Below are 13,275 nucleotides of genomic sequence, written 5' to 3' on the forward strand. Positions count from 1 at the left end.
GGGCGGGGCCCCGTTCGGGGTCCCGCCCGGCGCGGCCACCCCGGCCGGACGCCGGGGAGCCGGCCGCACGGGGGGCGGACGGTCCGGCGGCGGCGTCAGGCCGGAGCTCGGGGCCGGGGCGTCAGGCGAGGGCCTGCACTCCGGGGCGCGCGAACCTCGGCGCGGCCGCTCCGGCGGGAGCGGCCACCGGGTCCACGGCACAGAACCGGTCGCGCGCGGGCAGGACGCCGTCGGCCAGGAAGCGGTTGGCCGCGGTGACCGCGCAGGACGGGGTGCCGGGGTCGTAGGCGCCGTGGTTGCCGCCGTCGACCGTGACCATCCTGGCGCGCCGGCCCAGCGTGGACCGCATGGCGAGGGCTCCCTCGTACGGGGTCACCGCGTCGCGGGCGGTCTGCAGGAGGAGGACGTTGGCGGGCCCCCGGTCGGTGATCCGGACCTGCGGTTCGAGCGGCTCGGTCCAGAACGCGCAGGGCCAGATGTTGGCGCCCAGGCCGTCCAGGATCGGGTACGCGGCCCGGCTCGCGGTCACGTTCCGCTGGTAGCGGGCGGTGCTGCGCGGCGCCGGGCTGTCGTTGCAGACCACGGCGAAGAGCGCGGCCACGTCGTTGTCCGCGGGGATCCCGGGCGTCGTGCGGTTCAGCCACCAGTACGGGGCCGGGCCGTTGCCGTCGGCGGCGAGGTAGATCCACCAGTCGGCGATCTCCTGGAAGAACGCGGCGTGGTAGGCGTCGAAGCGGTAGATCGCGCGCCACAGGCCGCCGTTGACCGGCCCGGCCACCGGGTGCGTCACCGGGGTGCGGTCGAGCTTCTCGGCGAGGGCGAGGTAGTTCCGGCGCACGGCGGCGGGCGTCGCGCCGAGGTGGAGGTCGGCGTCGCGCGCGGCCGCCCAGGCGGCGAAGTCGCCGAAGCGGGCCTCACTGGCCTGGTCCAGGAGGGCGAAACGTTCCTGCCAGGTGACGTTGGGGCTGACGTTGGCGTCGAGCACGACCCGGTCGGTGCGCCCGGGGAACAGCTCCGCGTACACGGCGCCCAGGTAGGTGCCGTAGGACGCGCTCAGGTAGGAGATCCGCGGCTCGCCCAGGGCGGCGCGGATCCGGTCGAGGTCGCGCGCCGTGTTGGCCGTGTTCAGGTGCCGGATCAGCTCGCCGCCGTTGGCCAGGCAGTCCCGGGCGACCTCGCGGGCGAACCGCACGTTGGGGGCGATGGAGCCGTCGGGGCCGGGGAACGGGAAGACGAGCTCGTTGGGGTTCTGCGCGGCCGTGCGCCCGCAGGTGACGGGGGTGCTGTAGCCGACGCCGCGCGGGTCGAAGCTGACCAGGTCGTAGCGGTCCAGCACGTCCTGGGGGTAGTCGTTCACGCGGCTGCTCGGGATGTGCAGGCTGGCCACTCCCGGGCCGCCGCCGTTGTGGACCAGGACGCCCCGGCGCAGTCCCGGCTTGGCGGTGTTCAGCCGGGACACCACGATCTCGATGGTCTTCCCGGAGGGCGCCCGGTAGTCCAGGGGGACGCGGAGCGTGGCGCAGCGCAGGCGGGGGTCCACCGGCGCGGACGAGGGGTCGGGCGGGCAGTCCGCCCAGCTCAGCCGCTGGGCGGGCGGGTTGGGCGCGGCCTCGGCCGGTCCTGCGGCGGCGAGGGCGGCGGCAAGCGCCAGGGCCACCGCCCCGCACACGGATCTCAGTGATGCGTTCAACATGGACTAGACCATAGGGAGGTAAAGTCGCCACGTCATCCCCCTGGCGGGGTGCAGGACCGAGCGTCTCACGATGTGTCAATCATGCGTGTGCGGAGCAGAGATGGGCCCTGGGCGGCACCTTCCGGCGTCCCGCCCTCAGCGGTCGGCCAGCAGCTCGCGGGTCAGCCGGACGAGGTCCGGGATCGCCGGGTGCGCCGGGACTCCGCGCCGCCAGGCCAGCAGCAGGGGCACCGGCGGTGCGTCGGTCAGCGGCCGGTAGGCGAGGGCGGGGTGCCGGTGCAGTCGGGGTGTGGCCGACGTCGAGACGCCCACGGCCCGGCCCACCGCGACGGCCGTGAGCCACTCGTCCGTGTTGGTGACCTCGATCGTCACCGTCGGGCGTACGGCGGCGGGCCAGAGGTCCAGGGTGGTCGTGCCCGCCACCGTGTTCAGCACGAGAGGCCACGCCGCGAGGTCCGCCAGCGTGAGGGCGTCGCGCTCGGCGAGGTCGCTGTCCGCCGGGACCACCGCGACCCGTTCCTCCTCCAGCAGCAGCTCCGTCACCAGGCCCGGCGTCGCCACCTCGCCGCGCAGCAGGGCGACGTCGACCCTGCCCCGGGTGAGCCCGGCCGTCCGGTCGTCGATGCGCCGCAGCTCCAACGGCACGTCGGGGTGCTCCTCGTCCCAGCGGCGCAGCAACGGGATGGTGTGGTCGCCGAGCGCGGCCCAGGGGTGACCGAGGCGCAGCGGAAGGACCGTCAGGGCGCGGGGATCGAGGGCCGCCTCCACGGCCGCCACCGCGGCGGCGGCCCGGTCGCGGAACGCCCGGCCCGCCGGGGTGAGCTCCAGGTGGTGGGTGGAGCGGTCGATCAGGCGTACGCCGAGGTGGTCCTCCAGCCGGCGCAGCGTCCGCGAGAGCGCGGGCTGGCCGATGTGCAGGCGGGCCGCGGCGCGCGTGATCGTGCCCTCCTCGGCGATGGCGAGGAAGGCTCGCAGGTGGCGCAGCTCCATGGTCATGCGCGGCAAGCATAACCGCGGTCCGATCGGCATTTCCCGCGGGGCGGACGGCTTCCTAGCGTGGAGACATGACGAACACGAGGTCCCACCCGGTCACGGCAGGAGCGGCGGCACGGGCAGCCGCGGGGGCGGCGGCACCGGCAGCCGCGGGAGCCGCGGGAGCGCCCGGCGCGGCCCCGGCGCCGGCCGGCGCCGGTCTCGGCAGCCTCGGCGGCATCGGACTGGTGGTGGCGGCCGGCCTGTCGGTGCACTTCGGTTCCGCCGTCGCCGCCCTGCTCTTCCCGCGCGTCGGGGCTCTCGGCGTGGTGACCCTGCGGGTGACGATCGCCGCCGTCCTGCTGCTGGCCGTCTGCCGGCCCCGGCTGCGCGGCCACAGCCGTGGGGACTGGGCGCTGGTCGGCGCCTTCGGGGTCGCGCTCGGCGGCATGAACATCCTGTTCTACCAGGCGATCGACCGGATCCCGCTGGGCCCGGCGGTGACCCTGGAGGTCCTCGGCCCCCTCCTGCTGTCCGTCGTCACCGCGCGCCGACCGGTCAGCCTGCTGTGGGCGGGACTGGCGCTCGTCGGCGTCTTCCTCCTCGGGCGGGACGGCTTCGACGGGCTCGACCCGGCGGGCGCCGGGTTCGCGCTCGGCGCCGGCGCGCTGTGCGCGCTGTACATCGTGTGCAACGCCCGGACCGGGGCCCGGTTCCCCCGGCTGGACGGGCTGGCCCTGGCGATGGCCGTGGCCGCGCTGGTCAGCCTGCCGCTCGGGGTCGCCTCCGCGGGCGGAGCGCTGCTCGATCCGCGGGTCCTGGGACCGGGGCTCGCCGTGGCACTGCTGTCCTCGGGGTTGCCGTACACGCTGGAACTGCTGGCCCTGCGCCGCCTGCCCGCGGCGACCTTCGCGGTGCTGATGAGCCTGTCCCCGGCGATCGCGGCACTGGCCGGGTTCCTGGTCCTCGGGCAGGCCCTGTCGGCCGGGCAGTGTCTGGCGGTCGCCCTGGTGGTGGTGGCCGGTGCGGGGGCGGTGCGGACGGGTTCGGCGGGCCGGTCGTCCGGCTGAGCGGTGGGTGGTGTCCGAGCATCGGACAAGATCTTCTACACTACTGACCGGTCATCAGTTCGACGGATGACCGTCATGTCGGAAAACATCAGGAAAATCAGGGGGAACCATGCGTCGCCGCATGTCCGCGCTCGCCGTCACCGCCGTACTCGCGGGAGGCCTGCTCCTCTCCGTGGCGCCCGCCGAGTCCGCCTCGGCCGCCACCCGGGGCTCGTCGGTCTCGGTGAACATCGAGGAGCTCCGGGCCCAGGCCCGCAACCTCCACGCCCAGGCCGACAGGCTCCGCCACCAGGGCCACTACCGCGAGGCCAACGTCACCGAGGCCCGCGCCCAGGCGCTGGACGCCTACATCCAGCGGCTCGTCGACTGCGAGCGCAACGTCCGCTGCTGATCTCCCCGGCGGGGGCCGGACACCCGCCCCCGCCGAGCACGTGACGCCGCACCGCCCCACGAGGCCCCCGACCGTGTCGGGGGCCCTCGTCGTGTCCCCGGCGGCCCCGGACCGTCGTCGCGACCGCCGCCGCTGCCGTGCCGCCGCCCAGCAGCGCCCCGACCCGCCGTTCCGGGCGGCAGCGTTTCGTCACGTCAGGGGAGTCGGGACGTCGCGGCGCCCCGGATCGGCGGCCGGCGCTGGCGGCGGGGGCGGATCACGGTGCATGGTCGTTCCCGGTCCCACCGGACCGTGCGTCACCACACCACCGACAGCGGGGATCCACCATGCGCACCCTCCACCGCACCACCGCCCTGGCCGCCGCAGGCACCGCCGCGCTCGTCCTGACCCTGACCGCCTGCGGCAGGAACGACTCCGGCACCGCGCCCGCCGCGGCGGCACCCTCCCCCGCGCAGTCGGCGGCCGGAGCCGGCGGCGGAAGCGGCACCGGCGGAAGCGCGTCGGCCACGGCCCCGGCCCCGAACGCCGGTACGGGAAAGACCGGGGCCGGAGGCTCCCCTGCGGGTGCGACGCCCGGCACCGGCTCCCCGACTTCGGCCGCACCGGCGGGCACCTCCGTCCCGGCCTGCACCACGAAGGACGTCAGCATCACCGCCGCCCTCCGGGGCGGACCGCCGTACACCCACCTCGTCCTGACGGCGAGGAACTTCTCCGGCCGCGGCTGCCGGCTCGTCGACTTCCCCCAGATCCGGTTCCTGGAGAGCCACCGCGAGAGCGTCCCCGCCGTCGCCGGGAGCAAGCCCGCCGTGCCCGTCGTCGTCGACGCCGGCACCCCCGCCTACGCGGTCGTCAAGCTGTCCGGCGGCGGGGTCCACGAGGCCGACGAGGCCGTGACGTCCTTCACCGTCACCCTCGGCGGCGGGGGCGGGGAGGCCGTCGTCAAGGCCCCCGGTCCGGCCGGCATCGCCGTCGACCCGGCAGTCTGGGCCACCGGCTACTGGACCCCGGAGCTGCGCAACGGCGCCGACGAGTTCTAGCCCGAGCACCCGCGCACCGGACGGAACGGAAGGGCCGATCGGGCCGGAAGCGGCCCCGCCCGGGGCGCGGACCACTGCGGCCACCGGGCTTCACCGCGGCCCGGGGCGACGGGGGTCACAGGCCGGCCGAGCGGTCAACCGCAGCGGCCGGGCGGGCGGGTCAGCAGGTGACGACGGTCGCGGCCGTCGCCACCGACGGCGGCCAGCCGAACTGGTCGACGCTGAACTCGGCGTTCACCGCGGTGCCGCAGGGCACCGTGATCACGATGTCGCCGACAGAGCGGCCTCCGACCGGCACCAGGACGTTCGGCGTGATCGGCGGCTGCGGGGGCAGGCTGACGGCGTTGCCGGACAGCCGGAAGCCGACGTTCTGCGCCACCCAGCTCGGGTTGGTCGGGTAGGCGTTGCCGTAGAAGCGGACCTGGTTACCGGTCACCTCGATACACGCCCGGGTCTGGAGGAAGCCGGGCGCACCCGGGCTCCCGCAGGTGACGACGGCACCGACCGGACCGGTGGGTGCGGTGACGGCGGACGCGGACTGGGTGCCGGTCAGTGCGGCCAGGGCTGCCACGCCGGCAAGGACGGCGGAAAGACGCTTCATCGGATTCCCTCCCTCGTAACGGTGCCCTCGACGGTCGTCGAGGGCACCCATGTGACATGTCACATCGTTCTGGGAGGAAGCATGGCAGCCATCCACGAACGGAGCGCCCGATTCGGAAAAGGAAGCACGCCATCCACCCGCCCCGGCCGCCGAATGACCGGAGGACGACCACCGGATGGCCGGAACGGCCTGTCATGTCCCCCGGACCGCGACCCGGGGCGCACAGGAGAAGCCCCCGGCCGGACCCCCGCCGGGCCTAGCCGGTTTGGCGGTACCCCGGTGCCCGCTCCGGACATGTTCGTGCACGCTGGATCCAGGACGTGGACGGCCGGCCCGCCGGACCACCGGCAGGCCGCCGCACTGACGGGAGCACAGCATGATCGGAACACCCGGTTCCCCCGGCGCGACCCCCGGCCCCGGGGAGCCGGAACCGCCCGGCTGCGCGGACGACCCCACGGCCGCGCTGCGGGACATGTTCGTGGACCGGACCCAGGGCGCACGGATCGCCCGCGGCCAGGACCCCGCGCAGCGTCCGGTGTTCCTCAAGCCGCACGGGGTGGCCCGCGGCGTGCTGACCGTCGACCCCGACCTCCCGCCCGAGCTGCGCGTCGGCTTCCTCCAGGCCGCCCACGAGCGGACCGACGGACTGACCGCCTGGGTCCGGTTCTCCGGCGACACCGTGCCCGGCCGGCCCGACCTGCGCACGACCCTCGGCGTCGGCATCAAGCTGTACGAGGTCCCCGGCCCGAAACTGCTGGAGGGCGAGTCCGGGGCCGACACCCAGGACCTGCTGCTGCAGAACCACGACGTCTTCTTCGTCGACACCGCGCGCGACATGTGCGAGTTCACCCGGGCCGGCGTCGTCGACGGCGACTACGAACCGTACCTGCGGGAGCACCCCGTCACCCGGGAGATCCTCGACGCGATGGCCAAGGTCGAGGAGAGCGTCCTGACGGCCACGTACTGGAGCGTGCTGCCCTACTCCTTCGGCCTCGAACGCTTCGTCAAGTACCGCCTGGTGCCGGCCGGATGCGAGCCCGGCGACCCGGGCGCGGTGCCCGCCGACGAGGACCCCGGGTACCTGGGCGCCGACCTGCGGAACCGGCTCGCGGCCGGCCCGGCGGCCTTCGACCTGATGCTCCAGTTCCGCGACGATCCGCCCCGGATGCCCCTGGACCGGGCCACCGTCCGCTGGGAGGAGTCCGACGGCCGGCCGGTACGGGTGGCCCGGCTGACCCTCCACAAACAGGACGTCCGCGCCCGCGGCCAGGCCGCCTACGGGGAGAACCTCGCCTTCAACCCGTGGCACAGCCTCGCCGAGCACCGCCCGGTGGGCAGCATCTCCGACGCCCGAAGGACGGTCTACCTGGCCTCGGCCGCGCGGCGCCGCGACGTGAACGGCATCCCCGCGACCGAACCCGGCCCCGCCCGCCCCCAGCTCACCCCGCCGCCCGGACGCGACACCCGGATCGTCCGGGCCGCCGTGCACCCCGCGATCGGCGTGGCACGGGTCGGCGACAGCACGGACGAGTACGTCCTCGCCCCGGAGACCGAGGACGCGCCCGCGCTGCCCACCGGCAGCTACAAGGACGCCACCGGCGCCCTCAAGCGCCAGGCCGTCCGCTTCCGCGTCTACGGCTACAACGCCGCCGGCGAGCCGGTCGCCGAACTCACCGCCGACAACGCGGACCTGCGGTGGACCGTCCACGTCGCCAACTCGAAGGCCGCCTGGTACCAGTTCCAGCTGGCCCTCGACATCCCCGAGGCGGAGCGGACCGACGACAGCCTGCTGCGCAACGCCAAGGTCCCGGCCGCGCAGCGCGGCCGCCTGGTCATCGACCCCGGCCCGCGCTCGGTGCGCGGCCGGAACCGCTCCGGCCTGGCCGAGTACCGCTTCGACACCGGCACCTTCCTCGACCGGCCGGTCTACCTCGGCGAGCTGCGCACCGACGACAGCGGCCGGCTGCTCTTCCTCGGCGGGCGCGGCGTCTCCGCCTCGGCCACCGACACCCCCGCCGACACCTTCGCCAACAACGACGGCTGGCACGACGACGTCTCCGACGGCCCGGTCACCGCCGAGGTCCGCATCGACGGGCGGACGGTGCCGGTCGAGCCCGCCTGGGTGGTCACCACACCGCCCAACTACGCGCCCGAACTCACCTCGGTACGGACCATGCACGACCTGGTGCGCGACGCCTTCGTCACCGCCGGCCTGCTTCCCGCCCCGCAGCAGGTGTCGTTCACCCGCGACGTGCTGCCCGTGCTGCGCCGCCTCTGCGGCCTCCAGTGGGTCAACCACGGTCTGGCCGTCCAGTTCGGGCACGGCGGGTTCGCGAACTTCCTCGCCCCCGGCCGGCTCGCGGAGCTGGCCGACCCCTCGCCCGCCCACCGCGAACTGCGCCGGCAGGTCTGGGCCACCATGCGCGCGTACGACCGGGACGGCATGTCGCCCGTACCGTGGCCGTCGATCTACGGCGACGCGATGAACCTGCCCCCGGACTCCGAGCGCCAGCACGTGACGCTCTCCCCCCTGCAGTACCGGCTGCTGGACCGCTGGGCCGACGGCGACTTCACCGCTGACCACGACCCGCAGGCACCCCCGCCCCGGTCCCTCGACGAACTCCCGCTCGCCCGGCGGCCCGAGGCCCTCGACCGGGCCGCCCTGTCCTTCTGCCTCGCCGACGCGTTCCACCCCGGGTGCGAACTCACCTGGCCGATGCGGCACACCACGCTGTACAGCCGGCCGTTCCGGGTGCGCCACCGCGACCCGGGGGCCCCGCGACCGGCGTCCTACGGGCCGAAGCTCACCCCGGAGATCGCGCTCTCCGTCGACGGTCCGCTCTACGCCCAGGGCCCGGGCGACCTGACCCGGTGGATGGCCGTGCCGTGGCAGACCGACACCGCCAGCTGCCTCTCCGGGTACGGCTACGGCGCACCCGGCTTCGGCCCCAAGTACGACCCGTACCTCCCCACCTTCTGGCCCGCCCGGGTGCCCAACCACGTCCTCGCCGAGGAGGACTACGACGTCGTGGTCGACACCTCCCGTCCGGTCGCGGAGCGGCTGGCGGCCTTCGAGAAGCGGCGGACCTGGCTCCGCTGGCTGCCCTCCGGCTACCTCGACACCATCAACGCGATGGTGAAGGACTTCGGCAGGCTCGGTGTCGTCGAGCGCCGCCCCGGCGTCGAGGACGACCCCCGGTTCCCGGCCGAGATGCTGGTCGAGTCGGAGGTCTCCTTCCCCCGCGAGCCCGCCCCGCCGGCCACCCGCAACCTGGTCACCCTGCACGTGCCGCTCGGCGCCGACCCCGACCTCGGCGAGTCCGCGCTGGCCAGCGCCGTCACCCTGGCCGAGCAGCCCGACGAGGAGGTGTCGGCGGGCTACATCGACAAGGTCGTACGCCTCCGGCACCGCCGATGACCGCTGTCCGGCGCGCGCCCGGCGGCGTCGACGCCGCCGTGGCCGGCGGGGGCCCGGCGGGCGCCGTCGCGGCGCTGGTCCTGGCGGGCGCCGGTCACCGCGTCGTGCTCCTCGACGACGGCGGCCCCGCCGGGACCCGCACGCCGGGCCCCGGCGGCGACCGCCGCAGCGGCGGAGCCGGGTTCCGGATCGGCGAGTTCCTGCCGCCCGCCGCCCGCCCGCTGCTGCGCGATCTCGGCTTGCTGGACGCCTTCCTGGCCGCCGGGCACCCCCGCTCCACGGGGACCTTCGCCGCCTGGGGTTCGGCGGCCCTGCACGGCCGCAGTCACCTGTTCGATCCGTACGGCCACGGCTGGCACCTGGACCGGCTCCGTTTCGACGCGTTCCTCCGGGACGCGGCGGTCGCGGCCGGCGCCGAGGTCCGGCGGGCCGGCGTCCTGGGGCGGCGCGACGGCGGCCGTCTGGTCGTCCGCGACCGGGACGACGGCGCCGTGCGGGAGCTGCGCAGCCGGTGGACGGTCGACGCCACGGGCCGCCGCTGTGTCATCGGCCGCCGGCACGGCCTGCGCCACCGGCAGGACCGCCTCGTCGCCGTCTACACCGTGTTCGGCGTCCGCCACCCCGAGAGCGCAGGGAGCGCAGGGAGCGGGCAGAACGGCGAAGGCGGGGAGGAGGGCGGCGCACGCCGGACGGGGGACCGCGAGGCGCGCACGCTCGTCGAGGCGGTGCCGCACGGCTGGTGGTACACCACCCTCGTCCCGGCCGGCCGCCTGGTCGCCCACCTGACCGACCCCGACCTCGCGGACCCGGCACTCCGGACCCCCGAGGGCTTCTGGCACGGCGTCACCCGGACCGACCACGTCCGCCGCCGGGTCGCCGGGTACGACCCCGCCGCGGCCCCCGTCCCCCGCTGGACGCCCGCCCACGGGCTGCGGCTGGAGCCCGGCGCCGGCCCGGGCTGGGTCGCCGCGGGGGACGCCGCTCTCGCCTTCGACCCGCTCTCCTCCCAGGGCATCCTCACCGCGCTGCACACCGGGGCCCGCGCCGGCCGGGCCGTCGCCGACTGCCTGACCGACCCGGGCCGGACCGCCGCCGCACTCGCCGGGTACACCGACTTCCTGGACGGCATCGCCGCCGCCTACACCGGGAACCACGCGCTGTCCTACCGCCAGGAACAGCGCTGGGCCGACCAGCCGTTCTGGCGGCGCCGCCACGGCGCGCACCCGGCCGGCCACCCCCCGCACGCGGGACCGTGCGAAGGTGCACCCGCACCGGAAAGCTCCTAGGGTCGGAAGCACGGGGGTGCGACGCGCCGGAACCCGCTTTCCTGCGGGTCGACAGCGTCGGCACCCGATCCCTCAGGAGATGACCCGGCATGACCACATCGTCCGAAACTCCTGTCCTGGACACCCTCGCCGCGATGACTCTCGACTCGATCGAGCGCTGCGGGCTGCCCACCGACATGCTCCTCCTCACCCGCATCGCCGCGCTCGTGGCCATGGACGCGCCGCCGATGTCCTACCTCGCCCACCTCGGTCCCGCCATGGAGTCCGACGTGACCGCCGACCAGGTCCAGGACGTCCTGGTGGCCATCGCCCCCGTGGTGGGCACCGCCCGCGTGATGTCGGCCGCCGGCCACATCACCGAGGCCCTCGGCTTCGCCATCGCCGTGGCCGAGATCGACGCCGGTTCCCAGGGCTGACCCCAATCCGACGGTACGAATCGAGGCATCCATGTCCGCACCCACCGGCACCGTGCACGCCGGCCACAGCGGCTCCTCCGGCTTCGCGGGCGGCCTGACCGCCTTCGCGGCCGTGATGCTCCTGCTCGCGGGCGCGCTGAGCATCTTCCGAGGGATCATGGCGATCGCCGAGGACGACGTCTTCGTGCAGACCCCCAACTACGTCTTCAAGTTCGACCTGACCAGTTGGGGCTGGATCCACCTGATCCTCGGCGTGATCGCCATCTGCATCGGCCTCGGCCTGTTCCGGGCCTCGCTCTGGGCCCGGATCCTCGGTGTGGCCCTGGCAGCGCTGCTCATCATCGCCAACTTCCTCTCCATCCCGTACTACCCGGTCTGGTCCATCACCGTGATCGCCATCAGTGCCTTCGTCATCTGGGGCCTCTGCGCGGTCCACCGCGACCACGGCGGGCCGGTCGTCTGAACAGGGCGACCGCAGGATGACCCCGGAGCGGCCGTCCGGGCGGCCGGGGCCGGAAGGCCGGAGCAGGCCGGAGGAGGTGAGGACGATGGCACCCCCTTCGGCCGTGCCCCGGCGCGCCCGGCTGTCGGCCCGGCTGGCCGTGGTCTGTGCCCTCGGCGCGCTGGTGGTGCTGGTCGCCGGGGGCGGCCCCGGCGGCCTGCTGCTCCTGGTCACCGCGGTGGTCGGTTCGGCGCTCACCGCCGCCGGCATCTGGTGGGCGGTGTCCCACCACGGGGCCGTCCGGGTGTGCGGTCTCCTGCTGATGGTGGGCGCGCCCGCTGCCCTCGTCGTGCTCTACGCCCGGGCGGGCCTGTGGCCGGAGGCGCTGGCCGCGATCGTGCTGTGGGCCGCCGCCGCGGCGAGCGCACGGTCCGCCGTGCGTCTGGTGCGCCGGCCCGACGGTATGCGCGCGGTCGCCGGACCGCTCCCCCGCCACCCGTTCCTGATCATGAACCCGAAGTCGGGCGGCGGCAAGGTCGGCCGGTTCGGGCTGGTCGAGAAGGCCGAGGCGCTGGGCGCCCGGGTGGTCCTCCTGGACACGTCGGTGCCGGTCGACGTCGCCGCGCTCGCCCGCCGGGCGGTCGCGGAGGGGGCGGACCTGCTCGGTGTGGCGGGCGGCGACGGCACCCAGGCCAGGGTGGCCGAGGTCGCCGCCGAACACGGCCTGCCCTTCCTGGTCGTCTCGGCCGGGACGCGGAACCACTTCGCGATGGACCTCGGCCTGGACCGCACCGACCCGGCCCGCTGCCTCGACGCGCTGACCGACGGGGAGGAACTGCGCGTCGACCTGGGGACGGTGGGCGGCCGCGCCTTCGTCAACACGGCCTCGTTCGGCGTGTACGCGGAGATCGTGCAGCGCCCCGAGTACCGCGGTGCCAAGGCGGGCGCGGCCCTGGACGCGCTGCCCGACCTGCTGCTCGGCTTCTCCGGACACCGCGTCGACGCCCGGACCGAGAGCGGTCGGCTGGACGCCCAGCAGGCGCTCCTGGTCAGCAACAACCCCTACGCGGGCACCGAACCGGTCACCGGCGGCCGGCGGCCACGACTGGACCTCGGTGTGCTCGGTGTCGTCGGGATCCGGGTGACCAACGCGGCCCAGGCGGCCGAGGTCGCGCTCCGCAGCGGCAGGGCGACGGGACTGCGGGTGCTGACCTGCCACCGGGTCGTCGTCGAGTCGGACGCGGACCTCCTCCCGGTCGCCGTCGACGGGGAGGCGCTGCTCCTGCCCGCCCCCGTCGTCTGCGGCATCCGCCCGGGCGCGCTGCGGGTCCTGGTACCGCGGCACCGCCCCGGCCCGCCGCCCGCCCGGCCCGCGCCGAACTGGCGCGAGATCCTCGCCCTCGCCTTCGCCCGGCCCCGGCCGCCCGAGCCGGAGCCAGGACCGGGACCGGGACCGGGACCGGGACCCGAGGTCCGGGGCGGCTGACGCGGCCGGCCCGAGGTGGCACCGGCCGCCGGGGGCGCGCAGGCTGGAGGGAGGAGGTGCCCCTCCGGACGCCGCGACCGGCGGCGCTCCCTCGGCACCGCACCGCCGGACGGGAGAGATCCGTGAAGGACCTCAAGTTCGAGCAGAAGCGTTCGCTGACCCGTCTCGAAGCCGCCGATCTGCTCACCGCACTCGCGGCCGCGCTGAAGCACGGCGGCAACGCCGAGCTCGAACTCGGCCCCGGGACGCTCACCCTGCGCATCCCCGACGAGCTGCGGAGCGAGGTCGAGGTGGAGGTCGGTGACGGCGAGATCGAAATCGAGATCGAGCTCAAGTGGCCGACCGCGCAGAACCGGCCGGCGCCCTCGCAGCCGGCCGCCGGGAGCGACGCCGGCTGACGCGCGGCCCCTCCCGGCGTCCCGCCCGAACCGCCGGGTCGTCAGGCCGGGAGGTCAGGCCGCCG

At 75.3% G+C, this 13,275-nt stretch carries 12 protein-coding genes; 9 read left to right on the forward strand and 3 right to left on the reverse strand.

Going from position 1 to position 13,275, the window contains the following annotated elements:
• Nucleotides 1-121 precede the first annotated feature (121 nt).
• Together ACFWOG_RS21585 and ACFWOG_RS21590 are read right to left on the reverse strand one after the other, a co-directional pair.
• On the reverse strand, nucleotides 122-1,693 hold the full coding sequence (locus ACFWOG_RS21585; protein ID WP_380360346.1) for an alpha/beta hydrolase: 1,572 nt from the start codon (nucleotides 1,691-1,693) through the stop codon (nucleotides 122-124).
• A gap of 135 nt (nucleotides 1,694-1,828) precedes the next feature.
• On the reverse strand, nucleotides 1,829-2,689 hold the full coding sequence (locus ACFWOG_RS21590; protein WP_329882465.1) for a LysR family transcriptional regulator: 861 nt from the start codon (nucleotides 2,687-2,689) through the stop codon (nucleotides 1,829-1,831).
• Nucleotides 2,690-2,757: 68 nt separating this feature from the next.
• Between ACFWOG_RS21590 and ACFWOG_RS21595 the strand changes: the two genes are divergently transcribed.
• The 3 genes from ACFWOG_RS21595 to ACFWOG_RS21605 all read left to right on the forward strand — a co-directional run bounded on the left by ACFWOG_RS21595 (nucleotide 2,758) and on the right by ACFWOG_RS21605 (nucleotide 5,163).
• Nucleotides 2,758-3,735 carry a DMT family transporter gene (locus ACFWOG_RS21595; RefSeq protein ID WP_380360348.1) on the forward strand — a complete coding sequence of 326 codons (978 nt, stop codon included), beginning with the start codon at nucleotides 2,758-2,760 and terminating at the stop codon, nucleotides 3,733-3,735.
• Between the two features lie 109 nt (nucleotides 3,736-3,844).
• Nucleotides 3,845-4,126 carry a hypothetical protein gene (locus ACFWOG_RS21600; protein ID WP_329882467.1) on the forward strand — a complete coding sequence of 94 codons (282 nt, stop codon included), beginning with the start codon at nucleotides 3,845-3,847 and terminating at the stop codon, nucleotides 4,124-4,126.
• A gap of 326 nt (nucleotides 4,127-4,452) precedes the next feature.
• Nucleotides 4,453-5,163, forward strand: a complete 711-nt coding sequence (locus ACFWOG_RS21605; RefSeq protein ID WP_380360350.1) for a DUF4232 domain-containing protein — start codon at nucleotides 4,453-4,455, stop codon at nucleotides 5,161-5,163.
• 160 nt (nucleotides 5,164-5,323) lie between these two features.
• Here ACFWOG_RS21605 and ACFWOG_RS21610 read toward each other — a convergent pair whose 3' ends face one another.
• Nucleotides 5,324-5,764: a hypothetical protein gene (locus ACFWOG_RS21610; protein WP_329882469.1), complete on the reverse strand. Its 441-nt coding sequence runs from the start codon at nucleotides 5,762-5,764 to the stop codon at nucleotides 5,324-5,326.
• Nucleotides 5,765-6,140: 376 nt separating this feature from the next.
• Between ACFWOG_RS21610 and ACFWOG_RS21615 the strand changes: the two genes are divergently transcribed.
• From ACFWOG_RS21615 to ACFWOG_RS21640, 6 genes are all read left to right on the forward strand, one after another.
• The gene (locus ACFWOG_RS21615; RefSeq protein WP_380360352.1) at nucleotides 6,141-9,182 is read left to right on the forward strand and encodes a LodA/GoxA family CTQ-dependent oxidase; all 3,042 of its coding nucleotides are present in this window, start codon (nucleotides 6,141-6,143) and stop codon (nucleotides 9,180-9,182) included.
• Complete coding sequence (locus ACFWOG_RS21620; protein WP_380360354.1) at nucleotides 9,179-10,468, forward strand: FAD-dependent monooxygenase; 1,290 nt, start codon at nucleotides 9,179-9,181, stop codon at nucleotides 10,466-10,468. The genes ACFWOG_RS21615 and ACFWOG_RS21620 overlap by 4 nt, the downstream gene beginning before the upstream one ends.
• A gap of 89 nt (nucleotides 10,469-10,557) precedes the next feature.
• Nucleotides 10,558-10,884, forward strand: a complete 327-nt coding sequence (locus ACFWOG_RS21625; protein WP_329882472.1) for a carboxymuconolactone decarboxylase family protein — start codon at nucleotides 10,558-10,560, stop codon at nucleotides 10,882-10,884.
• A 31-nt stretch (nucleotides 10,885-10,915) separates the two neighbouring features.
• Nucleotides 10,916-11,347: a hypothetical protein gene (locus ACFWOG_RS21630; RefSeq protein WP_380360356.1), complete on the forward strand. Its 432-nt coding sequence runs from the start codon at nucleotides 10,916-10,918 to the stop codon at nucleotides 11,345-11,347.
• Nucleotides 11,348-11,432: 85 nt separating this feature from the next.
• On the forward strand, nucleotides 11,433-12,812 hold the full coding sequence (locus ACFWOG_RS21635; protein ID WP_380360358.1) for a diacylglycerol/lipid kinase family protein: 1,380 nt from the start codon (nucleotides 11,433-11,435) through the stop codon (nucleotides 12,810-12,812).
• 122 nt (nucleotides 12,813-12,934) lie between these two features.
• Nucleotides 12,935-13,210 (forward strand): amphi-Trp domain-containing protein, encoded by a 276-nt coding sequence (locus ACFWOG_RS21640; RefSeq protein ID WP_380360360.1) that lies wholly within the window; start codon nucleotides 12,935-12,937, stop codon nucleotides 13,208-13,210.
• Nucleotides 13,211-13,275: the final 65 nt, after the last annotated feature.

The organism is Kitasatospora sp. NPDC058406 (genome assembly GCF_042722765.1).
In the GTDB taxonomy this organism is placed as follows: Bacteria; Actinomycetota; Actinomycetes; order Streptomycetales; family Streptomycetaceae; genus Kitasatospora.